The organism is Actinoplanes sp. NPDC051537 (genome assembly GCF_055586105.1).
The window spans coordinates 158526-180079 of the sequence record NZ_JBVJIU010000013.1; the positions used below are offsets into that span (position 1 = coordinate 158526).

The following is a 21554-nucleotide window of genomic DNA, read 5'->3' on the forward strand; positions in this document are numbered from 1 at the left end:
CCCGGAAGGCTCCATGACCCCCTGGAGAGCGCTCGCGCGAGACCCGCTGCTGCGGTTCCTCGCGCTCTGGTCGCTGATCGCCGTCGTCCTGCTCGCCGTCATGTCCGGCGAGGCGAGCCGGCAGGCGCAGATCCTGTGGGTGGCCCAGCCGCCGATGGACCTCGCGTTCGCCTGGTGCTCCTGGCGGGTGGCGGCCGTCACCGGCGAGGCCACCCGCCGGTTCTGGCGGGTGATGGCGGCGGCCGCCGCCCTCTTCGTGGTCGGCGACAGCGTCCAAGCGGTCCAAGCGTTGGTCGACCCGGCCGGCTCGCTCGCGCCCGGCGTCGCGCAGTCGGCGCTGCTCGCGGTCGGCCAGCTCGCCGTCACGGTCACCATGCTCACCCACCCGGTGGCCGACCGCGGGCGGACCCGGCTGGCGCGCTGGCTCGACTCGGCCACGGTGCTGGTCGGTGGCACCATCGTGGCCTGCTGCTTCGTGGTCGGCCCGTCCGGGCGCCCGGAGGCGGCGCCGATGGCCACCGCGATCGTCGCGGCCGTCTCCACGTTCGCCGCGGTCAAGATGGTGCTCTCCGGCAACGGGCCGATGCACCGGGCCGCGGCGGCGCCGATGGTCACGGCCGCGCTCCTGCTGTGCGCCGGGCTGCTCGTCCCCCCGACGGGCGACCACGCGTCCACCGTCATGCTGGCCGTGCAGTTGCTGGCGTCGCCGCTGGTCGCGGCCGGACCGCGGATCCAGCAGCTGCTCCTGCGCGACGCGGCGAACCCGTTCGGGCCGCGCCGTCGCAAGCCGTACAGTCTCGCCCCGTACGTCTCCGTGATCGTGGTTTTCATCGCCCTGGTCACCACCCTGCCGGATGGCGCCGGCACCCGCGTGTGGATCTCGGTGGCCGGCGCCATCGCCGTGGTGGCCCTGGTCGTGGCCCGGCAGCTGGTCGCGTTCCAGGACAACGCCGCGCTGATCGACGAGCTGCGCCGGCACGAGGTGCGGCTGCGCGACCAGGCCCTCTACGACGGGCTCACCAAGCTGGCCAACCGGGTGCACTTCACCGACGAGGTGGCCCGGGCGATGGCGGCCGGACCGGTGTCGCTGCTGCTGGTGGACCTCGACCACTTCAAGACCGTGAACGACACGATGGGCCACGCCACCGGCGACGCGCTGCTGGTCGAGGTGGCCGGCCGGATGCGCGCGGTGGTGCGGGAGACCGAGCTGGTGGCGCGGCTGGGCGGCGACGAGTTCGCGGTGCTGGTCACCGGCGGCGACGCGGACGGCATCGCCGAGCGGATCCTGGCCGAGCTGGCCCGGCCGTTCCCGCTGCTGCACAACGACGCGACCGTGGGCTGCTCGATCGGCGTGGCCCGCAGCGACGGCGTCAAGGATCAGGCCGAGCTGATGAGCGACGCCGACATCGCCATGTACGAGGCCAAGTCCCGCGGCCGGGCGACCTGGGTCCGCTACACGCCGTCGCTGGGCGGCCGGATCCGCCGCACCGCCGACCTGGCCGCCCGGATGCGCGACGCCCTGGACTCGGACCAGTTCCGCCTGGTGTTCCAGCCGATCGTCCGGCTCGACGGCGGCGGCCTGGTCGGCGCCGAGACGCTGCTGCGCTGGCACACGGGGCCGGAGCTGGGCACGGTGCCGCCGGACGAGTTCATCCCGATCGCCGAGGAGAGCGGCCTGATCGTGCCGCTCGGCCGCCGGGTGCTGCGCGAGGCCTGCCGGCAGATGGCGGCGTGGCGGCGGGAGTTCCCGGCCGCGGCGACGATGCGGGTCGGCGTCAACGTGGCCGGCCGGCAGCTGCGCGAGCCCGGCTTCGTGGCCGAGGTGCGCGACGCGCTCGCCGAGGCGGGCCTGACCGGCGAGAGCCTGACCATCGAGGTCACCGAGAGCGCCGTCTTCGACGACGACGCTGCCGTGGCCGCCCTGCACGACCTGCGCGCGCTGGGCGTCGCGGTGGCGCTCGACGACTTCGGCACCGCCGCGTCGTCGCTGGGCCTGCTGCTGACCTGCCCGGTGACGGCGCTGAAGCTGGACCGCTCGTTCGTCCGCGAGGTCACCACCGAGGCCCGCCCGATGGCGGTCGCGCACGCGGTGAGCCAGATCTCGACGGCGCTGCGCTTCGGCTCGGTGGCCGAGGGCATCGAGACGCCCGCCCAGGCGGCCATGCTGCGGGAGATGGGTTACCAGTACGGCCAGGGCTTCCTGTGGTCGCGCCCGGTCCCGGGCGACGAGTTCGCGGCCGGCTGGCTGGCCGCCCGCCAGCAGGTCGGCGCGGTCTAGCCGCCGGTGCGGTGGCGGCCCGGGGTGGTGCCGACGATGGCGGTGAAGGCGGCGATGAAGTGGCTCGGGTTGGCCCAGCCGCAGGCGGCGGCCACGCGGGTGGTGTCGTGGCCCTCGGCCAGCAGCACCAGCGCGTGGCAGACCCGCAACTGGGTGCGCCACTCGTAGAACGTCATGCCCAGCTCGTCGCGGAACAGGCGGCTGAGCGTACGCGCGCCCGCCCCCACTTTCTTTCCCAAGGCGGCCAGGGTCGCGTTGTCGGCGGGATCGTCGTCCAGGATGCGGGCCACCGCCCGCAACCGGTCGTCGCGCGGCGCGGGTAGGTGCAGCGGCTGCTCGCGGGCCTCGCGCAGCTCGTCGACGAGGACCCGGTGCAGGCGGCCCCGGGCGGCCCGGTCGAAGGTGCGGTCGCCGGTGAGCGTGAGCAGCACCTCACGGGCCAGGCCGGACGTCGCGAACACGGCCGGACCGCCGGGGGCGCGCCGGGCCAGGGACGCCGGCAGGAAGACGATGCGCATGTCGGTGTCGCCGTGCGCGCGGTGGTGGTGGGCGGAACCGGCCGGGATCCAGGCGACGCGGTTGGCCGGGACGATCGAGGTGCCGCGCTCGGTGTGCATGGCCAGGACGCCGCTCGCCGCGTACACGAGGTGGCCGCGGGGGTGGGAATGCTCGGCGCTGGCGCCGCCCGACGGCCAGAGATGGACGCCGCCGGATGGCCAGATCCGGGATTGGCGGGCTATGGGCATGACTTGGCATTCTACCGGTGGACGGCCACGTCGGCGGCGAGCGACCGTGCAAGGCATGACGACGATGCGTGCGGCGGTCTGTGTGCGGGCGGGTGGCCCGGAGGTCCTGGAGATTCGTGAGCTGCCGGTGCCGGCGGTCCGGCCGGGCTGGAGCCTGGTGCGGGTGCGCGGCGCCGGGCTCAACCGGTCCGAGCTGCGGACCCGGCAGGGGCATTCACCGGGCGTGCGGTTCCCGCGGGTGCTGGGCATCGAGTGCGTGGGAACCGTGGCCGCCTCGACCGATCCGGCACTGCTCGAGGGCACGACCGTGGCGGCGGTGATGGGCGAGATGGGCCGGCGGTTCGACGGCGGCTACGCCGAGTACGCGCTGCTGCCGAACCCGCTGCTCATGCCCGTCGCCACGACGTTGCCGTGGGAGGTGCTGGCGGCGCTGCCGGAGACGTACCTGACGGCGCGGGGCGCCCTCGACGCGCTGGGGGCGGGACCGGGCGACCGGCTGCTGATCCGGGGCGGGACGTCGTCGGTCGGCCTGGCGGCCGCGTCGATCGCGGCGGCGGCCGGCGTCGAGGTCTGGGCCACCACCCGGTCGCCGGCCAAGGCGGGCGGGCGGATTTTCCTCGAGGGCGAAGCCCTGCCCGGCCGGCCGACCCACGTGCTCGACCTGGTCGGGGCCCGCACCGTGGCCGACTCGCTGCGGCGGGTGTGCCGGGGCGGGACCGTGTGCGTGGCGGGCTCGCTCAGCGGCTGGCTGGTCCCGGACTTCGAGCCGATCGCGATGATCCCGTCGGGGACGCGGCTCACGGCCTTCCACAGCGATGACCTCAAGGGGGCCGCGGCCGTGCTGCAGCGGATCGTCGACCAGGTCGAGGCGGGCGTCCACCGGCCACACGTCGACCGGGTGTTCGCCCTGGACGAGGTGGCCGCCGCCCACGGGCACATGGAGGAGAACCGGGCCGCGGGGAAGCTGGTGCTACTGCCCTAGGACGTCGCGCAGGCCGGTGGTGGCGGCGATCCGGTACGCGTACGGCCGAAGTCCCTCGACCCGCACCTCCGCGCCCCGCGCCCGCGCCGCCTCGTGCAGCGCCACCAGCACCCCGATGCCGGCCGCGTCCAGCGCCGGCACGCCCGAGAGATCCACCACCAGGCGCTGCTCGGCGCTCACGACCGCCAGCAGCTCGTCGCGAAGGAGGCCGGCGTTGTCCCGGTCGACCTCGCCGCGCACCTCCAGCCGCAGGTCGTTGCCGTGCCAGGAGGTGGCGAGGACGAACCGGCGATCGGTGCGGTCGACGCCCGACCACGGCGGGATCTCGTCGCCGAGCATCGCCTCGCGCAGCCAGGCCAGCGCCCGGCCGAGCTGCCGCGAGACGTGCATCTGCGAGATGCCCAGCTCCTCGGCGATCTCGGCCTGACTGCGGTTGCCGTAGAAGCGCAGGGCCAGCATCCGCCGCTCGCGGGCCGGCAGGTGGCAGATCAGCCGCTCGACGGTGAGCCGGTCGTCGATCCGGCTCAGCTCGGGGTCGAGGTCGCCGAGCAGGTCGCCGACCTCCCGCGCCTCGTAGCCCTCGGCCGGGGCGTTCAGCGAGCCGGGAGCATAGGCGGCGGCGACCGACCGGGCGTCGCGCACGTCCTCCACCGCGATGCCCATCCGGGCGGCGACCTCGTCGTCGGTGGGCCGGCGGGACAGCTCGGCGGTGAGCGTCCGGGTCGCCTGGCTTACCTCGAGCATGAGGTCCTGGAGGCGGCGGGTCACGTGGACGCCCCAGCCGTGGTTGCGGAAGTGCCGCTTGAGCTCGCCGGTGATCGTGATGATCGCGTACGCGGTGAACGAGCCGCGCTCCGGGTCGAACCGGTCGACCGACTTCACCAGCGCGAGCCGGGCGACCTGCTCCAGGTCCTCGGCCGCCTCGCCGCGGCCGCCGTACCGCCGGGCCAGCCGCCCGGCCAGCGGCAGGCAGTGGCCGACGAACTCGTCCCGCAGCCGCTCCCGGCGCCGGTCGCCGGCTTGCTCGCGGGCGGACAGGTACCGGCCGGCCACCAGGTCCAGATCCTCGGTCAGCTGCACGAACCTAAACTTGCCCAATGACAACAATTGCAAACACCGGAATAACCGGGCCGGTCCGGGGCACCCCGGAGACCCATGAGAGCTTTGACATGGCAGGGCACCGGCAAGGTCTCGGTGGAGACGGTCCCCGACCCGCAGATCCAGGAGCCGACCGACGCCGTCGTGCGCATCACCTCGACCGCCATCTGCGGCTCCGACCTGCACCTCTATGACGTGCTCGGGATGTTCCTCGACCCCGGCGACGTCCTCGGGCACGAGCCGATGGGCATCGTCGAGGAGGTCGGTCCCGAGGTCACCCACATCCGGCCCGGCGACCGGGTGGTCATCCCGTTCAACATCTCGTGCGGCCGCTGCTGGATGTGCTCCCGCGGCTACTTCGCCCAGTGCGAGACCACCCAGGTCAAGGACCAGGGCAAGGGCGCCGCGCTGTTCGGCTACACCCGGCTCTACGGCCAGGTGCCGGGCGGCCAGGCCGAGCTCCTGCGCGTCCCGCAGGCCCATTTCGGGCCGATCAAGGTGCCGGACGGCGTCCCCGACGAGCGGTTCCTCTTCCTCTCCGACGTGCTCACCACCTCGTGGCAGGCGGCCCGATACGCCGACATCCGGCCCGGCGACACCGTCTTCGTCACCGGGCTCGGCCCGATCGGCCAGATGACCGCCCGCATCGCCCGCCACCTGGGCGCCGAGCGGGTGATCGCCTCCGACAACGTGCCCGAGCGGCTGGCCATGGCGGCCCGGCACGGCATCGAGGTGCTCGACACGTCCTCGGTCGAGGACATCCCGGCGGCGGTGCTGGAGATGACCGGCGGGCGCGGCGCCGACGGTGTCGTCGAGTCGGTCGGCATGGAGGCGCACGGCTCGCCGGTGCAGGCGGCGGCGGTCAAGGCGGCCGGCAAGCTCCCCGACGCTCTGGCCCGGAAGGCGATCGACACCTTCGGCATCGACCGGATGGCCGCGCTCACCGACGCTTTCGGTGCGGTGCGCCGGGCGGGCACGGTGTCGATCATCGGCGTGTACGGCGGCCAGGCCGACCCGTTCCCGATGATGGATCTCTTCGACAAGGGCGTCACGCTGCGGATGGGCCAGGCTCACGTCAAGCGCTGGGTCGACGACATCGTGCCGCTGCTGACCGGCGACGACGACCCGCTCGGCGTCGACGACCTGGTCACGCACCGGTTGCCGCTCGAGGAGGCGCCGCACGCGTACGAGATCTTCAAGAACAAGCAGGACGGCTGCATCAAGGTGGTCCTCAAGCCGTGACCGTGCGGAAGCCGGTGTTGCCGGTCGACGAGTCGGGGGTGTTGGCCGAGCGGGCCGAGTTGCGGTAGCGGTTGCAGTACGACTCGTGGCAGAGGTAGGAGCCGCCGCGCATGACCCGCTGCTCCCCCGTCGGCGGGCCGGCCGGGTCGGCCGCCGGCGACACGGCGTAGTAGTCGCGGTCCCACCAGTCGGCGCACCATTCCCAGACGTTGCCGACCGGCTGCCAGAGGCCGTACGCGTTGGGCCGGTACGCCCGGACCGGCGCCGTCGTGATCCACCCGTCGGCGCCGGAGTTGTGCCGGGGGAACGCCCCCTGCCAGATGTTGCAGGGCCAGTCGGCGGCCAGGTCGTCGCCCCACGGGTAGCGCTCGCCGGCGACGCCGCCGCGGGCGGCGCACTCCCATTCGGCCTCGGTCGGCAGCCGGCGGCCCGCCCAGGCGCAGTAGGCGGCCGCGTCGTGCCAGGTCACGTGGACGACGGGGTGGTCGGCGAGGCCGTGCAGGCTCGACCGCCGGCCACCCGGGTGCCGCCAGTCGGCGCCCCGCACGCCGAACCACCAGGGCGCCCCGCCGGCCGGCCCGATGATGTCGGCGTGGTCGGCGGCCACCGCGCCGTGGAAGACGGCGGAGTAGCCGTACCGCTCGGCCTCGGTGACATATCCGGAGTCGGCGACGAACGCGCCGAAGTCGTCGTTCGTGACGGTGGTGGCGTCGATGGCGAACGCGCCCAGCGTGACCTCGTGCGCCGGCGTCTCGCCGTCGCCGTGCCGGTCGTCGCCGTGCCGGTCGCCCATCCGGAAGGTCTGCGCCGGGACGGGCCGCTGCTCGATGCCGTGCGTTCCCCGGACGGGCGGGCGGTCGCGGCGGACGGCGGTGGCCGGCGCATCCGGCCCCCGGCTCGGGGTGCAGCACGCGTGCGGGTCCACGGCAGCAATCGTCGCGGGCGGGTGCGGCCGGCGTCCTCACCCGCGACGGATGAGGACGCGGCCCGGTCCAGCCCGGACACTCGGCGAAACCACGAGCCGAGCCGGGAGGCCGATGATGACCGACGGACCCGATCGCCACGCGCGGACGATGTTGCCGATCCCCGACCGCCCGGCGCCCGGCCTGACGACCTACGACGCCAAGGACCCGGACACGCGGTACCCGCCGATCGAGCCGCTGCGGCCGCCGGCCGGGGCGCCGAACGTCCTCATCGTGCTGCTCGACGACGTCGGCTTCGGCGCGTCCAGCGCGTTCGGCGGCCCGTGCCGGACGCCGACCGCCGAGCGGCTCGCGGCCGGCGGCCTCAAGTTCAACCGCTTCCACACCACCGCGCTGTGCGCGCCGTCGCGGGCCGCGCTGCTGTCCGGCCGCAACCACCACTCGGTGGGGATGGGCAGCATCACCGAGACCGCGACGTCGGCGCCGGGCAACAGCTCGCTGCGGCCGAACACGAAGGCGCCGCTGGCGATGACGCTGAAGCTGAACGGGTACTCGACGGCCCAGTTCGGCAAGTGCCACGAGGTGCCGGTCTGGCAGTCCTCGCCGATGGGCCCGTTCGACGCGTGGCCGTCGGCCGGCGGCGGCTTCGAGACGTTCTACGGCTTCATCGGCGGCGAGAACAACCAGTGGGATCCCGCGCTCTACGACGGCACCACCCCGGTCGAGCCGCCGGCCACCCCCGAGGAGGGCTACCACCTGACCGAGGACCTGGCCGACCGCGCCCGCAACTGGATCCGCCAGCAGAAGGCGCTGATGCCGGACAAGCCGTTCTTCGTCTACTTCGCGCCGGGCGCGACCCACGCGCCGCACCACGTGCCCGCGGAGTGGGCGGACCGGTACCGGGGACAGTTCGACGAGGGCTGGGACGTCCAGCGGGAGCGGACCTTCGCCCGGCAGAAGGAGCTCGGCGTCATCCCGGCGGACGCCCGGCTGACCGAGCGGCACGCCGAGATCACCGCCTGGGACGACATGCCGGACGAGCTCAAGCCGGTGCTGGCACGCGAGATGGAGGTCTACGCCGGCTTCCTCGAACACACCGACCACCACGTGGGCCGGGTGATCGACGCCATCGAGGAGCTCGGCATCCTCGACAACACGCTGATCTACTACATCGTCGGCGACAACGGGGCGTCGGCCGAGGGCACCATGAACGGCGCCTTCAACGAGATGGCCAACTTCAACGGGATGGCGGCGCTGGAGACCCCCGAGTTCCTGCTCGGCAAGGTCGCCGAGTTCGGCTCCCCGACGTCCTACAACCACTACTCGGTCGGCTGGGCGTGGGCGATGGACACCCCGTTCCAGTGGACCAAGCAGGTGGCGTCGCACTGGGGCGGAACCCGCAACGGCACGATCGTGCACTGGCCGGCCGGCATCGCCGAGCGCGGCGGCCTGCGGTCGCAGTTCACCCACGTCATCGACGTGGCGCCGACCATTCTGGAAGCGGCCGGCCTGCCCGAGCCGACGATGGTCAACGGCGTGCAGCAGTCGCCGATCGAGGGCACGAGCATGCTCTACAGCTTCGGCGACGCGAGCGCCGCGGAGCGGCACGACCTGCAGTACTTCGAGATGTTCGGCAACCGCGGCGTCTACTACCGGGGCTGGAGCGCGGTGACCAAGCACCGCACCCCGTGGGTCATGGTCGGCGGGGCGATGCCGGCCTTCGACGACGACCTGTGGGAGCTCTACGACGGCAGCGACGACTACAGCCAGGCCGACAACCTGGCGGCGAAGATGCCGGAGATGCTCGGCCGGCTGCAACGGCTGTGGCTGATCGAGGCGGTGAAGTACAACGCCCTGCCGCTCGACGACCGCACCGCCGAGCGGATCGACCCGGGGATGGCCGGGCGCCCGACCCTGGTCCGCGGCCGATCGCAGGTGTTCTACCCGGGCATGGGGCGGCTCTCCGAGAACAGCGTGGTGAGCGTCAAGAACAAGTCGTTCACGATCACCGCCGACGTCACGGTTCCCGACGGCGGCGGCACCGGCGTGATCATCGCGCAGGGCGGCCGGTTCGGCGGCTGGTGCGTGCACGTCCGCGACGGCCGGGCCCGGTTCGTCTACAACGTGCTCGGCATCCAGGAGTTCGTCACCGAGGCCGACACGGCGATCCCCGCGGGACGCCACGAGGTGCGCATGCATTTCGCCTACGACGGCGGCGGGCTGGCCAAGGGCGGCGCGGTCACCCTTACCTATGACGGTACGCAGGTGGGCGCCGGCCGGGTCGGAGCAACCCAGCCGATGGTCTTCTCGGCCGACGAGACCACCGACATCGGCTACGAGTCGGGCACCCCGGTCACGCCCGCCTACACCACCGCGACCAGCCGCTTCACCGGAAAGATCCACCAGGTGCGGCTCGACGTCGGCGACGACGACCACGGGCACGCCATCGACCCCGAGGAGCGCCTGCGCATCGCCATCGCCCGTCAGTAAGGCCTATTCGAGCTGCTCGGCCAGCCCGACGACGATGCCCTCGGGGCCGCGGACGTAGCAGAGCAGGAAGATGTCCTCGAAGCGCTCCACGGCGCCGACCAGCTCGGCGCCGTGGGTGCGCAGGCGGGCCACGACGTCGTTGATGTCGTCGACGGCGAACATGACGCGGCGGATGCCCAGCGTGTTCGCCGGTGCGTCGACCGGCTCGGACCGGATCGCCTTCGGCGTGTGGAACATCGCCAGCTCGATGCCGCCGGGGGCGCCCGGGATCCGCAGCATGGCGACCTCCTGCCGGACGTCGTCGATCCCGATGACGCGCTCCACCCACTTTCCCTCGACCGGTCCCCGGCCCTCGAGCTCCATGCCGAGCTCGACGAAGAACGCGATGACGGCGTCGATGTCCTCGACGACGATGAGGACGTTGTCCATGCGCTGGATGGCCATGTGGATTCTCCCTTGTCAGCGGTCGTTGCCGGCGCGCCAGCGGACGTAGTCCGCCACCGCGGTGGTCACGTCGAAGGCGGGCGTGAAGCCCGTGTCGGCGGTGAGCCGGGCGATGTCGACGTACGGGTCGGCGCCGGGGCCGTGCCGCCGCCCGGGCCGCAGCTCGATCCGCCGGCCGGGGATCGCCGCCTCGACCGCGTCGGCGAGCTCCCGGTTGGTGAACGGCCGTCCGCCGGACACGTTGTAGGTGTCGTGCCGCAGCTCGTCCGCGGTCATCAGCAGGGCGATCGCCCGCCCGGCGTCCGGCGCGTAGCAGAAGTCGCCACCGTCGCCGGCGTACGTCGGCCGGGGCTGTTCCCCGCGCAGCGCGGCGCTGATGAAGGGCGGGATGGAGTTGAACGGCGACTCGGGGTCCATCAGCGGTCCCCACGTGCTCCCGATCCGCAGCACCACCGGCTGGACGCCGCTGCCGGCCAGGCCGTGCGTGGTGAGCGGCTCGACGGCCTTCTTGAACGCGATGATCGGGTGCGGCAGCGACGCGGCCGGCAGCGCGAGACCCTCGTGCCAGGGGATCTCGCCGCGTCCGATGTACGCGCCGAGGCTGCTCGCCACCGCGAACCGGCGCACGCCCCGGGCGCGGGCCGCGTCCAGCGCGTTGAGCAGCCCGGCCAGGTCGGCGCGGAAGAAGCCGACCGGGTCCCCGGCCGGGATGCTGCCGGCCAGGTGGACGATGTCGCCGACGTCGTGGCGATCGGCGACGGCGAGGAACGCCTCCCGGTCGGTGACGTCGAGGCGCTCGACCGTGACCCGGCCGGCCAGGAAGGACGGCACCTGCGCCCGGTGATGAGCGGTGACCACGACCTTGTGCCCGAGGTCGGCGAGCGCGCCGGCGGTGTGCGCGCCGATCATGCCGAGGCCGCCGGTGACCAGGATCATCGGGCGTGGCTCCTTCGCTGTCGGGTGGGGAAGCGCCTCCGACCGTATGCCCCCGCGCCGCCCCGGCCTTGAACGAAACGCGCGGCGATCACCGGGTCGAATATTTTCGCCGTCTCCGTTTGCGGGGTCGTTCAAACCGGTTTAGGTTGACGTTCAAACCGGTTCAGACGTACCCCCTGGAGGCGGGATGACCAGGCCGGAACGGCCCACGATCCGCGATGTAGCGCGGATCGCGGGGGTGTCCAAAGGCACCGTCTCGTTCGCCCTCAACGGGCGGCCGGGCGTGGCCGAGGAGACCCGGCAGCGCGTCCTCGACGCCGCCCGGGATCTCGGATGGACACCCAGCCACCAGGGCCGCGCGCTGTCCGTCTCCCGGGCCTTCGCGGTCGGGCTGGTCCTCGCGCGACCGCCCGAGCTGCTCGGCGCCGACCCGTTCTTCCCGGCCTTCATCGCGGGGGTCGAGCGCACCCTCTCCGACCGCGGGCAGGCGCTCGTGCTCCAGGTCGTGCCCGAGGACGAGGAGGAGGCCGGCTACCGGCGGCTGGCCGACGCCAAGCGGGTCGACGGGGTGTTCCTGCTCGACCTGCGCGTCGCCGACCCGCGCATCGCGCTGCTGCGCTCGCTGCACCTGCCGGCGGTGACGATCGCCCGGCCGGACGTGCCCAGCGACTTCCCGGCCGTGCTGGTCGACGACCGGCCGGGCATCGAGGCCGCCGTGCGTCACCTCGCCGAGCTCGGGCACCGGCGGATCGCGCACGTCGCCGGGCCGGCCCACTTCCTGCACGGTCACCGGCGGCGCCAGGCCTGGGCGGACGCGGCGGGCGCCCACGCCGGCCCGGTGATCGAGGCCGATTTCACGGCCGCCGGCGGGGCCCGGGCCACCCGGACGCTGCTGGCCGCCGGGAACCGGCCCACGGCGATCGTCTACGCCAACGACCTCATGGCCATCGCCGGTCTCGCGGTGGCGCTCGAGCTGGGCATCGCCGTCCCGGCCGAGCTGTCCGTCACCGGGTTCGACAACACCGACCTGGCCGGTTACGTGAGCCCGCCGCTCACGACCGTGCGCACCGACCCGTACCTCTGGGGAAAGACCGCCGCCGAGGCCCTGCTGCAGCTCATCGAGAAGCCCGGCGCCTCGGCCGACGTTCCCGCTCCCCTCGCCCAGCTCATCGTCCGCGCGTCCACCGCGCCGCCACCGACCTCCCACCGGAGACGCCGCACCTAGGAGACACCATGAAACGCACCCTCCCGGCCATCTGTCTCTCCCTCACCCTCGCGATCGCGGCCGCCGGCTGCGGTGGCGGCGGCGGGGACGCCAAGAAGGCCAACGCCGCCACCGGCCCCATCAACGTCTGGCTCTCCAACAACGAGGAGGAGCTCGCCTGGGGCAAGGCCATGGTCGCGGCCTGGAACGCCCAGCACGCCGACCAGAAGATCACCGCGCAGGAGATCCCGGCCGGCAAGAGCTCGGAAGAGGTCATCGGGGCCGCCATCACCGCCGGCAACGCGCCCTGCCTCATCTTCAACACGTCGCCGGCCGCCGTGCCGCAGTTCCAGAAGCAGGGCGGCCTCGTCGCGCTCGACACCTTCGACGGCGCCGCGCAGTACATCAGCGACCGCACCGGCGAGACGGCCGAGCAGTACAAGTCGCCGGACGGCAAGTTCTACCAGATGCCGTGGAAGTCCAACCCCGTCATGATCTTCTACAACAAGGACATCTTCGCCAAGGCGGGCCTCGACCCCGAGAAGCCGGCATTGAGCACGTACGACGATGTGCTCGCGGCCGCGCGAAAGATCAAGTCCACGAACGCCGCGCAGTTCGCCATCTACCCGGCGCCGACCAGCGAGTTCTTCCAGTCCTGGTTCGACTTCTACCCGCTGTTCCTGGCCGAGACCGGCGGCACCCAGCTGGTCAAGGACAACAAGGCCCAGTTCAACTCGCCCGAGGGACAGAAGGTCGCGGCGTTCTGGAAGACCCTCTACGACGAGGGCATGGCCGGCAAGGAGACGTACAACGGCGACTCGTTCGCCGACAAGAAGGCCGCCATGGCGATCGTCGGCCCGTGGGCCATCGCCGTCTACGGCAGCAAGGTGAAGTGGGGCGCGGTGCCGGTGCCGACCTCGACCGGCAAGCCCGCCTCCGAGATCAAGACGTTCAGCGACGCGAAGAACGTGGCCATGTACAGCGCCTGCCAGAACCGGGCCACCGCCTGGGAGGTCATGAAGTTCGCCACCAGCAAGGACCAGGACGGCGCGCTGCTGGAGAAGACCGGGCAGATGCCGCTGCGCAAGGACGTGGCCGCCGCCTACCCGGACTACTTCACCAAGAACCCGGCCTACAAGCAGTTCGCCGACCAGGCCGCGCGCACGGTCGAGGTGCCGAACGTGCCCAACTCGGTCGCCATCTGGCAGGCGTTCCGGGACGCGTACTCCTCGTCGGTGATCTTCGGTAAGCAGCCCGTGCCGGACGCGTTCTCGGCCGCGGCCACGAAGGTCGACCAGCTGGCCAGCGGCTCCTGATGGCGGCGGCCACGCGGGACCGGGTGCTCGGGCGGCACCCGGTCGGGATGGTGCTGGCCGCGCCGTACGCGGTCTATCTCGCCGTGATTTTCGCCTACCCGTTCGGGTTCGCCGTGTGGATGAGCTTCCACGACTACTTCTTCGCGGCGCCCGGGGCCATCGTGGACCATCCGTTCGTCGGGTTCGACAACTACAAGGCGGTGCTCTCCGATCCCGGGGTGCGCCAGGCGTTCCGCAACATCGTGGTGTTCCTGGTCATCAACGTGCCGCTGACCACCGCGCTGGCGCTGCTGCTGGCGGTGGCGCTCAACCGGGCGGTGCACGGGCGGGCGTTCCTGCGGGTGGCGTTCTACGTCCCGTACGTGACGGCCAGCGTCGCCGTGGTCGGTGTGTGGCTGTTCCTGTTCAACTCGGACGGCCTGGTCAACCAGGTGCTCGGCCCGCTGGCGCCGAACCCGTCCTGGCTCATCAACGAGCACCTGGCGATGCCGGTCATCGCCGTCTTCGTGACCTGGAAGCAGCTCGGCTTCTTCATCCTGCTGTACCTCGCGGCGCTGCAGAACGTGCCGAAGGAGCTGTACGAGTCGGCGTCCGTCGACGGCGCCGGAGCGTGGAACCGGTTCTGGTCGGTCACCGTGCCCGCGGTACGCCCGGCCACGGCGCTCGTGGTGATCCTGGCGCTCATCACCGGCGCCAACCTGTTCACCGAGCCCTACCTGCTGACCGGCGGCGGGGGCCCGGACGGCGCCTCGTCGTCGCCGGTGCTGGTGATGTACCAGCGCGGCCTCCAGCAGGGCGAGCCCGACTTCGCGGCCGCACTCGGGGTGCTCCTGGTCATCGGGGTGCTGGTCGTCGCGTACCTCAACCGCCGGTTCATCGAGAGGGACTGACATGAAAGTCCTGCGTTACGCCGGCCTCTTCCTCGGCGCGCTCATCTTCCTGTTTCCCTTCTACTACATGCTGATCGGCTCGCTGCAGGCCGAGCCGGACACGTCGGTGAAGGGCGCCTTCCCCACGCACGGTCTGACGCTGCAGAACTACGCCGACATCAACTCGCGGGTCGACCTGGTCGGCTCGCTGGTGAACTCGGGCATCTTCACCGGCGGCGTGCTGCTGGGCACGGTCGTGTTCGGCGTGCTCGCCGGCTACGCCCTGGCCCGGCTGCGCTTCCGCGGCCGGGGCACGCTCTTCGTGCTCGTCCTGCTGGTGCAGGTCATCCCGTTCCAGCTGCTGCTGATCCCGCTGTACGTGCTGATCGTCCGCGGCTACGGGCTGGCCGACTCGTACCTCGGGATGATTCTGCCGTTCGCCATCAACACGACCGCGGTGTTCGTCTTCCGGCAGTTCTTCCTGCAGCTGCCGGACGACCTGTTCGCGGCGGCCCGGCTGGACGGCGCGAGCGAGGTGCGGATCCTGTGGTCGGTCGCGCTGCCGCTGGTGCGCCCGGCGCTGCTGACCGCGGTGCTGCTCACCTTCATCGGGCCGTGGAACGAGTTCCTGTGGCCGTTCCTGGTCACCAAGCAGGCGGACATGCAACCGCTGGCGGTTTCGCTGGCCAACTACATCAGCAACGTGTCGGCGCGGGCCACGAACCCGTTCGGCGCGATCCTGGCCGGCGCCTGCGTGCTGGCCGCCCCCGCGGTCGCGCTGTTCATCGCGTTCCAGCGGCAGTTCATCTCCACCGACATCGGCTCCGGCGTGAAAGGGTGACATGGTTCCCTACGCGATGACCCGGCTCGGCGTCCTGATGGCGCCCGAGCCCGGCAATCCCCTCGAGGCGGAGGGAGTTCTCAACCCGGCCAGCGGCCGCGGGCCCGACGGCAGGCTCTACCTGCTGCCGCGCATGGTGGCCGGCGGCAACGTCTCCCGGGTCGGGCTGGCCGAAGTGGAGCTTCGCGACGGCGTCCCGTCCGCAGTGCGGCGGCGCGGGGTCGTGCTGGCGCCGGACGAGGGCTGGGAGCGCGGCAAGAACAACGCGGGCGTCGAGGACCCGCGGACCACCTGGGTGCCGAGCCTGGGCAAGCATCTGATGACGTATGTCGCCTACGGTCCGCTGGGCCCGAGGCTCGCCCTCGCCGTCTCCGCCGATCTGCGGGCGTGGCAACGGCTCGGGCCGGTCCAGTTCGCCTACCAGCCGGACCTGGACACCGACCTCAACCTGTTCCCGAACAAGGACGCCGTCTTCTTCCCCGAGCCGGTGCCGGGGCCGGACGGGCGCCCGTCGTACGCGATGCTGCACCGCCCGATGTGGGACCTCGGCTGGTTCCGGCCCGGCGAGGGCGTGCACCTGCCGGCCGGGGTGACCGACGAGCGGGCCGGCATCTGGATCTCCTACATCCCGGCCGACGAGGCCCGGGCCGACCTCACGGCGCTGGTCCGGCCGCGGAGCCACCGGTGCGTGGCGCTGTCCCGGTTCCCGTTCGAGGAGCTGAAGATCGGGGCCGGCCCGCCGCCGCTGCGCGTGCCCGAGGGCTGGCTGCTGATCCATCACGGGGTCACCGGCTACATCCCGCCCGGCTTCGATCCCACCAACCAGCGGGTGACGTACGCGGCCGGCGCCATGCTGCTCGACCCGGCCGACCCGGGTCGCGTCCTCGACCGTACGGCCGAACCGATCTTTGCCCCGGAGACCGAGGACGAGCAGCACGGAACCGTCCCCGGTGTCGTCTTCCCCACCGCCATCGAGCAGGTCGACGGCGTCCACTACGTCTTCTACGGCATGGCGGACTCCAAGATCGGCGTGGCTCGCCTGGATCGCATCACCGAAGGAGTGCGCGATGAAGCGCCGGTCCGTCTTGTTGGGCAGCGGCCTCGTCCTGACCAGCCCGCTGCTGAAGTCCACACCGACTCGCCTCACTAACCTCGCCCACCTCGACTTCCTGCGGGACACGGTCGCCCCGCCCGCGCAGGCCGGGCACACCACCTACCGGCTCGTCTCGTCGCCGTCGATCGGGGTGCTCTGGACCTATGCGGAGCCGAATCCGGATGGGACCTACCGGCGGATCGGCGGCGGGGCCTACGACGCGGCCACCGACACGTACGGGCAGGGGGCGTTCAACTCCGACGACATCGCCCGCGCCGCGGTCGTCTATCTGCGGCACGGCTCGTCGTCGTCGCGGAAGGTCGCGTACGAGCTGTTGCGCGGCCTGACCTACCTGCAGTCCCCGAACGGGAACTTCGTCCTCTGGATGCAGCCGGATGGAACGATCCACCCCAGCGCGAACCCGCCGGACGCGCCCGATCCGTCGGACAGCGGGCCGTCCTACTGGATGGCCCGCGCGATCTGGGCGCTCGGCGAGGGCTATGCGGTTTTCCGCTCGTCGGACCCGGCGTTCGCGGCGTTCCTCAAGCAGCGACTCGACCTGGCCATCTCGGCGCTGGACCTTTCCCGGTACGGCCAATGGTTGAACGTCGACGGGCGCCGCCGGCCGGCCTGGCTGATCGTCGACGGCGCGGACGCGAGCGCGGAGGCGGTGCTGGGTCTGTCCGCGTACGTGTCCGCGGGCGGCACCGCGGCGGCCCGGCGCGCGCTGCGGCAGCTCGCCGAGGGGATCGCGGCGCTCTCCGGCGGCGACGCCCGGCACTGGCCGTTCGGGGCGGTCCTCCCCTGGGCGCTGTCGCTGTCGGACTGGCACGCCTGGGCGTCGCAGATGCCGGCGGCGCTGGCCCGGGCCGGTCAGGTGCTGGGCGATCCCGGCCTGGTGCGCCCGGCCGTGACCGACGCGGCCGTCTTCACGCCGTGGCTGCTCACCTCGGGCGGGCCGGACAACGGGCGGCTGCCGACGCGGATCGACCGCAGCCAGATCGCGTACGGGGTGGACTCGCGCCTGCAGTCGCTGCTGGCCGTGGCCGGCGCCACCGGCCGCACCGGGTTCCGCCGCCTCGCCGGGATCCTGGCGTCCTGGTACTTCGGGGCCAACGCGGCGGGCGTCCCCGCCTACGACCCGGCGACCGGGCGGACGGTCGACGGGATCGCCGGCGACGGGACGGTCAACCACAACGCCGGCGCCGAGTCCACCATCCACGGGCTGCTCAGCATGCTGGCCCTGGACGCCCACCCCGATGTGGCCGTCCTGGCCCGCCAGGGCAGCGCCGTGGATCGGGTGGGGCTGACCACGGTGGAAGCCGAGACGGGAGCGCTCGGCGGGGGCGCCACCGTGGTCACTCCCCCCTCGGCGTGGACGGGCGAGTCCCAGTACGGCGACGGGAAGTACGTCCAGGTGCCGGCGGGCGGGTCGGTGCGATGGCAGCTGCCTCCCTCCGACCAGTCTCGGTTGGTCATCCCCGTGGTCGATCTCCAGCCGGGAAGCGCGGCGGTGACCCACTGGTCCTCGCTGGGACAGATCCGGCATCGCGGCGGGCCTCAGGGCGACTCGCCGGCGCCCGGCGCGCTGCTTCCGATCACCCTCGCCCGCGAGTTGCCGGCGGGCGCCACCGATCTGGTCGCGACGGCGAGCGGCGGCGACGCCGTGATCGACGCCGTCATGCTCGAGCCGCTGGTGTCCCGCTACACGATCGCGGGCGGAGGCGGCACGACCACGCTGCTGCGGAGCGCCGCCCGCACGCCGCAGACCGTGGTCGTGGGGTCCGCGACCATCGAGACCTACGACTCGTCGGGAGTGCTCCGGGGGACGTCGTCGACGCGGGCGACCGTGTTGCCCGGCGGTTTCACCGTCATCCGGCGATAGCGGGGTTCACGCTCGCAGGCGCTCGCACAGGCCACGCAGCTCGGTCCCGCCGGCCTGGCGGCGGGACCGGTCGAGCAGGATCCGGGTGGTCGCGGCGACCTCGGCCGACGTGCGCACGTGCTGCGGGGCGATCCGCTCGGCGGTGAGCAGGAAGCGGATCGCCTCGCGGTCGCGGCCGCCGATGCGGGTCAGGGCGCGGGCGGTGTCGGCGTAGTAGAAGACCTGGCGGACGCCGTACGGGATCGCCGCCGGGTCGGTGTGCCGGGCGATCTCCACCACCCGGCCCGGGTCGCCGTCGCCGGCCTCGATGCTCATCCGCCAGATGTCCACGTTGGTGGGGCCGAAGAACAGGCCCAGCGTGTCGACCCGGCCGGTGCGGGCGGCCAGCGCGGCCGCCGCGGTCAGCCACTCCCGGCTGTCGTCGAGCCGTCCCCGGCACCGGCCGGCCATCGCGGCGACCAGGTGCAGCGAGCCGAGGACCTCGAGGGCGCCGGGCCGGGCGAGGTGCGGGCCGAGGGCGTCGGCGGCCCGCTCGGCGAGGGTCTGCCCGCGCTGGTGCGACCCGCAGGCGACGGCCGCGCGGGCCAGCGCGTACGCCGCGAACCCGCGTAGCACCGGGTCGCCGGCCGCCTCCGCCGCGTCGCGGCACCGTTCCGCGCTCAGCCAGGCGTCGGCCGGATGGCCGAGGCTGCGCAGCACCGAGCAGGCGACGTGGGTCGCCTCGCAGAGCAGCCGCAGCGCCGCCCGATGGTCCGGGCCGGCCGTCTCGGTGTGCAGGTCGCGCAGCAGCTCGGGGAGCAGCCGGGCGGCGCCGGCGTAGTCGCACTCGTTGTGCAGGGCGTCGGCCAGGGCGACCCGGCGGCCCAGCTCGGCCACCGGCGGCGCGTCCCCGGCCGACGGCTCGGTCAGGTCGATGTCGATCAGGGCCCGGCGCAGGCCGAGCACGCCGGCCCGGGCCGCGGTGGTCGCCCGGTCGGCGGCCGGCACCGCGACGCCGGCCAGCTCGTCGGCGGCGCACTCCAGCGCCCCGGCGATGCCGGCCAGCATGAACCGGTTGTCGGCCGCCTGGAGGCCGCGCTCGATCCGGCTCCAGGTGGCGTGCGAGACGCCGGCCCGGCTCGCCGCGTACCGGACGCTCCACCCGCGCAGCAGCCGGCGCGCCCGGATCCGGTCGCCGACCGCGGGGTCGGTGCTCCGGCGTGAGGTCATGCGACCGACCGTAGCCGCGCCGGGCGGCGAGGTGGTGCGGCCCTGTACCACCGCTCAGCGGTAGCCCCGCTTGAGTAGGTATTTCGCGCCCGCCGCGAAGCCCTCGCCGGTCATCACCGCGAAGTCGAACGCGTCCGCGAGCCGGTTGGTGATATTGAAGGCCGTCGCCACGGCCAGGGCGTCCTCGATCTGCTGTGGGGAGACGCCGGCGGCCAGCACGGTCCGCATGTCGCCGGCGTCGACCGTCGCCAGGGTCAGCTTTCGCAGCATGCGCAGGGTCGCCCGCAGCCCCTCCTCGATCGGCGCCGTCTCGAGGTCGGCCAGCACGGCCTCGACCTTGGTCCGGTCCCCGTAGGCCTGGCCGGCGGTGGCCGAGTGCGCGCCGACGCAGAAGGCGCAGTCGTTCGCGTGCGAGACGACGGCCGCCATCAGCTCCCGCTCGGCGACCGACCACGCGGACGGGCCGCGCATCGCCTCGTGGGTGAACGCCTTCGCCCGGTTGCCGTAGTAGTCCGGCCGATAGAAGACAATCTTGGCCGCGTCCGGGAGCGGCTGCCCGGAGAACAACCGGACGACGCCGAACAGCAGCTTGGTGGCCGGCTTGTAGCCCCGGTCGAGGATCTCCGGCCTCATCGGTCGCGGGTCGCTTCGGCGAGGGCGGCGAGCCCGGACTCGTACATCCGGGTGGCCTGTCCGACCGCGGCCGCGATCACCAGCTCGACCACCTGATCGTCCGGGAGGCCGGTGTCGAAGTCGGCGTCGGTGATCTGGGTGGGGTCGGTGGCGACCTTGCCGATCAGTGGCCGCAGCGGCGGCGGGACGTCCACGTTCTCGTACGCGCTCGCTCGCTGTTCCGGGGTCGTCGCGCCCGGCCCGCGCAGAATGCGCTCCACCAGGGCCCGATGGGCCGCCCGCTTGGCGTCCTCGCCCGCCATGCCGCCTCCGTTCCGCACCGCACCACAGTCGACCGTTGTTGCCCGGCCGTGACCAGATGAACTTTTCCCCATAGACCTCGACCGGCTTCGCGAGAGACCCTAGCCTTTACGACTCGGAAAGCGTTGGGTAACGGAAGGTAAATCGATGACGACCAGCCGGGTCGACGTCACCACCGAATCTGATGGCACCCTCGTCATCCGGCCGCACGGCCAGGTCGACGTCACGGGCACCGCCGAGCTGCGGCGCACGCTGATCGAGGCCATCCGCCACACCCGGCCCCGGCTCCTGGTGGTCAACCTGTCCGACGTCGACGACCTCGATCCGATCAACCTCGGGGCCGTGGCCGCCGCCTGCCACCTCGGCGACGACCACCGGGTGGTGGTGTTCCTCGACCACTGCTCGACGACGCTCGCCGAGCAGCTGACCGCGGCCGGGGTCGCGCGGCACCGGCTGCGGCACGTGCGCAGCTCGCCGGCGGCCGGCTATCGCGACGTCACGCTGGCGCTCGACGCCCGGGACCTGGCCGAGACGCTTCTCGCCGGCCTGCCGGAACGGTGGCGGCACACCGCCGGCGTCGCCGCCCGGGCCGAGCAGCTCGCCGGCACACTGCCCGCCGACGCGGACGCCGGGTCGCTGGTGGCGGCGGCCTGGCTGCACGACATCGGGTACGCCGAGGCGCTGCACGACAGCGGCTTCCATCCTCTCGACGGCGGCCTGCACCTGCGGGCCGCGGGCTGGCCGGACCGCATCGCCGGGCTGGTCGCCCACCACTCGGAGGCGTGGTGCGTCGCCGAGGTCCGCGGCCTGGCCGAGCGGCTCGGGTCGTTCCCGCGGGAGCGGTCGGCCGTCGCCGACGCGCTGACCTACGCCGATCAGACCGTCGGCCCGAACGGGCACGGCATGGAGTTCGAGGACCGCCTGGCCGACATGCTGCGCCGGCACGGCCCGGAGTCGCCCAACGCCCGGGCCCACGCCTGCCGCGAGCCCCTGCTGCGCGCGGCCGTCTACCGGGTCGAGCGGCGCCGGGGCCGGGCCGGCCCTTGACCCGCCGCTGGTGAAGGG

The 21554-nt window shown here is 72.9% G+C and carries 19 protein-coding genes; 11 read left to right on the forward strand and 8 right to left on the reverse strand.

All coding sequences use genetic code 11. The features are described from left to right. The first annotated feature begins 13 nt into the window (after nucleotides 1-13). A complete protein-coding gene (locus tag ACZ6TB_RS30430; protein ID WP_465559691.1) occupies nucleotides 14-2278 on the forward strand; it encodes a putative bifunctional diguanylate cyclase/phosphodiesterase in 2265 nt (754 codons plus the stop codon). Here ACZ6TB_RS30430 and ACZ6TB_RS30435 read toward each other — a convergent pair. After that, on the reverse strand, nucleotides 2275-3024 hold the full coding sequence (locus ACZ6TB_RS30435) for an AraC family transcriptional regulator (protein WP_465559694.1): 750 nt from the start codon (nucleotides 3022-3024) through the stop codon (nucleotides 2275-2277). The two genes, ACZ6TB_RS30430 and ACZ6TB_RS30435, sit on opposite strands and share 4 nt — an antisense overlap. Nucleotides 3025-3079: 55 nt before the next feature. Here ACZ6TB_RS30435 and ACZ6TB_RS30440 point away from each other — a divergent pair, with 55 nt between their 5' ends. Then, nucleotides 3080-4006 carry a zinc-binding dehydrogenase gene (locus tag ACZ6TB_RS30440; RefSeq protein WP_465559697.1) on the forward strand — a complete coding sequence of 309 codons (927 nt, stop codon included), beginning with the start codon at nucleotides 3080-3082 and terminating at the stop codon, nucleotides 4004-4006. Here ACZ6TB_RS30440 and ACZ6TB_RS30445 read toward each other — a convergent pair. Then, entirely contained in the window at nucleotides 3995-5086 is a 1092-nt protein-coding gene (locus tag ACZ6TB_RS30445; RefSeq protein WP_465559699.1) for a sigma-70 family RNA polymerase sigma factor, read from the reverse strand. The genes ACZ6TB_RS30440 and ACZ6TB_RS30445 overlap by 12 nt on opposite strands. A gap of 75 nt (nucleotides 5087-5161) precedes the next feature. Here ACZ6TB_RS30445 and ACZ6TB_RS30450 point away from each other — a divergent pair, with 75 nt between their 5' ends. After that, nucleotides 5162-6346, forward strand: a complete 1185-nt coding sequence (locus tag ACZ6TB_RS30450; RefSeq protein WP_465559702.1) for a zinc-dependent alcohol dehydrogenase — start codon at nucleotides 5162-5164, stop codon at nucleotides 6344-6346. On the opposite strand, the gene ACZ6TB_RS30455 is transcribed toward ACZ6TB_RS30450, so the two are convergent. Beyond that, the gene (locus tag ACZ6TB_RS30455; protein WP_465559704.1) at nucleotides 6336-7271 is read right to left on the reverse strand and encodes a formylglycine-generating enzyme family protein; all 936 of its coding nucleotides are present in this window, start codon (nucleotides 7269-7271) and stop codon (nucleotides 6336-6338) included. The two genes, ACZ6TB_RS30450 and ACZ6TB_RS30455, sit on opposite strands and share 11 nt — an antisense overlap. A gap of 115 nt (nucleotides 7272-7386) precedes the next feature. Between ACZ6TB_RS30455 and ACZ6TB_RS30460 the strand changes: the two genes are divergently transcribed. Further along, entirely contained in the window at nucleotides 7387-9759 is a 2373-nt protein-coding gene (locus ACZ6TB_RS30460) for a sulfatase-like hydrolase/transferase (protein WP_465559707.1), read from the forward strand. A gap of 3 nt (nucleotides 9760-9762) precedes the next feature. Here ACZ6TB_RS30460 and ACZ6TB_RS30465 read toward each other — a convergent pair whose 3' ends face one another. Beyond that, complete coding sequence (locus ACZ6TB_RS30465; protein WP_465559710.1) at nucleotides 9763-10203, reverse strand: VOC family protein; 441 nt, start codon at nucleotides 10201-10203, stop codon at nucleotides 9763-9765. Nucleotides 10204-10218: 15 nt separating this feature from the next. Further along, complete coding sequence (locus ACZ6TB_RS30470) at nucleotides 10219-11139, reverse strand: NAD-dependent epimerase/dehydratase family protein (RefSeq protein ID WP_465559713.1); 921 nt, start codon at nucleotides 11137-11139, stop codon at nucleotides 10219-10221. Nucleotides 11140-11326: 187 nt separating this feature from the next. On the opposite strand from ACZ6TB_RS30470, the gene ACZ6TB_RS30475 reads away from it, so the two are divergent. From ACZ6TB_RS30475 to ACZ6TB_RS30500, 6 genes are read left to right on the forward strand one after another with little or no spacing between them, the layout of a single operon-like run. Then, nucleotides 11327-12364, forward strand: a complete 1038-nt coding sequence (locus ACZ6TB_RS30475; protein WP_465559716.1) for a LacI family DNA-binding transcriptional regulator — start codon at nucleotides 11327-11329, stop codon at nucleotides 12362-12364. Nucleotides 12365-12372: 8 nt separating this feature from the next. Further along, nucleotides 12373-13659, forward strand: a complete 1287-nt coding sequence (locus tag ACZ6TB_RS30480) for an extracellular solute-binding protein (RefSeq protein ID WP_465559719.1) — start codon at nucleotides 12373-12375, stop codon at nucleotides 13657-13659. Further along, nucleotides 13659-14549, forward strand: coding sequence for a carbohydrate ABC transporter permease (locus tag ACZ6TB_RS30485; RefSeq protein ID WP_465559722.1), 891 nt, complete (start codon nucleotides 13659-13661; stop codon nucleotides 14547-14549). The genes ACZ6TB_RS30480 and ACZ6TB_RS30485 overlap by 1 nt, the downstream gene beginning before the upstream one ends. A gap of 1 nt (nucleotide 14550) precedes the next feature. Then, on the forward strand, nucleotides 14551-15369 hold the full coding sequence (locus ACZ6TB_RS30490) for a carbohydrate ABC transporter permease (RefSeq protein ID WP_465559724.1): 819 nt from the start codon (nucleotides 14551-14553) through the stop codon (nucleotides 15367-15369). A 1-nt stretch (nucleotide 15370) separates the two neighbouring features. Continuing rightward, complete coding sequence (locus ACZ6TB_RS30495) at nucleotides 15371-16519, forward strand: glycoside hydrolase family 130 protein (protein WP_465559727.1); 1149 nt, start codon at nucleotides 15371-15373, stop codon at nucleotides 16517-16519. Then, a complete protein-coding gene (locus ACZ6TB_RS30500) occupies nucleotides 16437-18347 on the forward strand; it encodes a hypothetical protein (protein WP_465559730.1) in 1911 nt (636 codons plus the stop codon). Before ACZ6TB_RS30495 ends, ACZ6TB_RS30500 begins: the two co-directional genes overlap by 83 nt. A 6-nt stretch (nucleotides 18348-18353) precedes the next feature. Here ACZ6TB_RS30500 and ACZ6TB_RS30505 read toward each other — a convergent pair whose 3' ends face one another. Genes ACZ6TB_RS30505 through ACZ6TB_RS30515 form a run of 3 tightly spaced genes read right to left on the reverse strand, consistent with a single transcriptional unit; the run spans nucleotide 18354 to nucleotide 20491 of the window. Further along, nucleotides 18354-19556 carry a helix-turn-helix domain-containing protein gene (locus ACZ6TB_RS30505; protein WP_465559733.1) on the reverse strand — a complete coding sequence of 401 codons (1203 nt, stop codon included), beginning with the start codon at nucleotides 19554-19556 and terminating at the stop codon, nucleotides 18354-18356. 54 nt (nucleotides 19557-19610) lie between these two features. Continuing rightward, nucleotides 19611-20189 carry a carboxymuconolactone decarboxylase family protein gene (locus ACZ6TB_RS30510; protein ID WP_465559736.1) on the reverse strand — a complete coding sequence of 193 codons (579 nt, stop codon included), beginning with the start codon at nucleotides 20187-20189 and terminating at the stop codon, nucleotides 19611-19613. Beyond that, entirely contained in the window at nucleotides 20186-20491 is a 306-nt protein-coding gene (locus ACZ6TB_RS30515; RefSeq protein ID WP_465559739.1) for a hypothetical protein, read from the reverse strand. The genes ACZ6TB_RS30510 and ACZ6TB_RS30515 overlap by 4 nt, the downstream gene beginning before the upstream one ends. A gap of 145 nt (nucleotides 20492-20636) precedes the next feature. Here ACZ6TB_RS30515 and ACZ6TB_RS30520 point away from each other — a divergent pair, with 145 nt between their 5' ends. Continuing rightward, the gene (locus ACZ6TB_RS30520) at nucleotides 20637-21536 is read left to right on the forward strand and encodes an STAS domain-containing protein (RefSeq protein WP_465559742.1); all 900 of its coding nucleotides are present in this window, start codon (nucleotides 20637-20639) and stop codon (nucleotides 21534-21536) included. Nucleotides 21537-21554: the final 18 nt, after the last annotated feature.

Bases quoted from the DNA above. Each gene is read 5' to 3' on its own strand.
- ACZ6TB_RS30440 (WP_465559697.1), top strand. From the start codon at position 3,080: ATGACGACGATGCGTGCGGCGGTCTGTGTGCGGGCGGGTGGCCCGGAG.
- ACZ6TB_RS30480 (WP_465559719.1), top strand. From the start codon at position 12,373: ATGAAACGCACCCTCCCGGCCATCTGTCTCTCCCTCACCCTCGCGATC.
- ACZ6TB_RS30505 (WP_465559733.1), bottom strand. From the start codon at position 19,556: ATGACCTCACGCCGGAGCACCGACCCCGCGGTCGGCGACCGGATCCGG.
- ACZ6TB_RS30520 (WP_465559742.1), top strand. From the start codon at position 20,637: ATGACGACCAGCCGGGTCGACGTCACCACCGAATCTGATGGCACCCTC.
- ACZ6TB_RS30435 (WP_465559694.1), bottom strand. From the start codon at position 3,024: ATGCCCATAGCCCGCCAATCCCGGATCTGGCCATCCGGCGGCGTCCAT.
- ACZ6TB_RS30495 (WP_465559727.1), top strand. From the start codon at position 15,371: ATGGTTCCCTACGCGATGACCCGGCTCGGCGTCCTGATGGCGCCCGAG.
- ACZ6TB_RS30475 (WP_465559716.1), top strand. From the start codon at position 11,327: ATGACCAGGCCGGAACGGCCCACGATCCGCGATGTAGCGCGGATCGCG.
- ACZ6TB_RS30500 (WP_465559730.1), top strand. From the start codon at position 16,437: ATGAAGCGCCGGTCCGTCTTGTTGGGCAGCGGCCTCGTCCTGACCAGC.
- ACZ6TB_RS30460 (WP_465559707.1), top strand. From the start codon at position 7,387: ATGACCGACGGACCCGATCGCCACGCGCGGACGATGTTGCCGATCCCC.
- ACZ6TB_RS30465 (WP_465559710.1), bottom strand. From the start codon at position 10,203: ATGGCCATCCAGCGCATGGACAACGTCCTCATCGTCGTCGAGGACATC.
- ACZ6TB_RS30470 (WP_465559713.1), bottom strand. From the start codon at position 11,139: ATGATCCTGGTCACCGGCGGCCTCGGCATGATCGGCGCGCACACCGCC.
- ACZ6TB_RS30430 (WP_465559691.1), top strand. From the start codon at position 14: ATGACCCCCTGGAGAGCGCTCGCGCGAGACCCGCTGCTGCGGTTCCTC.
- ACZ6TB_RS30450 (WP_465559702.1), top strand. From the start codon at position 5,162: ATGAGAGCTTTGACATGGCAGGGCACCGGCAAGGTCTCGGTGGAGACG.
- ACZ6TB_RS30490 (WP_465559724.1), top strand. From the start codon at position 14,551: ATGAAAGTCCTGCGTTACGCCGGCCTCTTCCTCGGCGCGCTCATCTTC.
- ACZ6TB_RS30510 (WP_465559736.1), bottom strand. From the start codon at position 20,189: ATGAGGCCGGAGATCCTCGACCGGGGCTACAAGCCGGCCACCAAGCTG.
- ACZ6TB_RS30515 (WP_465559739.1), bottom strand. From the start codon at position 20,491: ATGGCGGGCGAGGACGCCAAGCGGGCGGCCCATCGGGCCCTGGTGGAG.
- ACZ6TB_RS30485 (WP_465559722.1), top strand. From the start codon at position 13,659: ATGGCGGCGGCCACGCGGGACCGGGTGCTCGGGCGGCACCCGGTCGGG.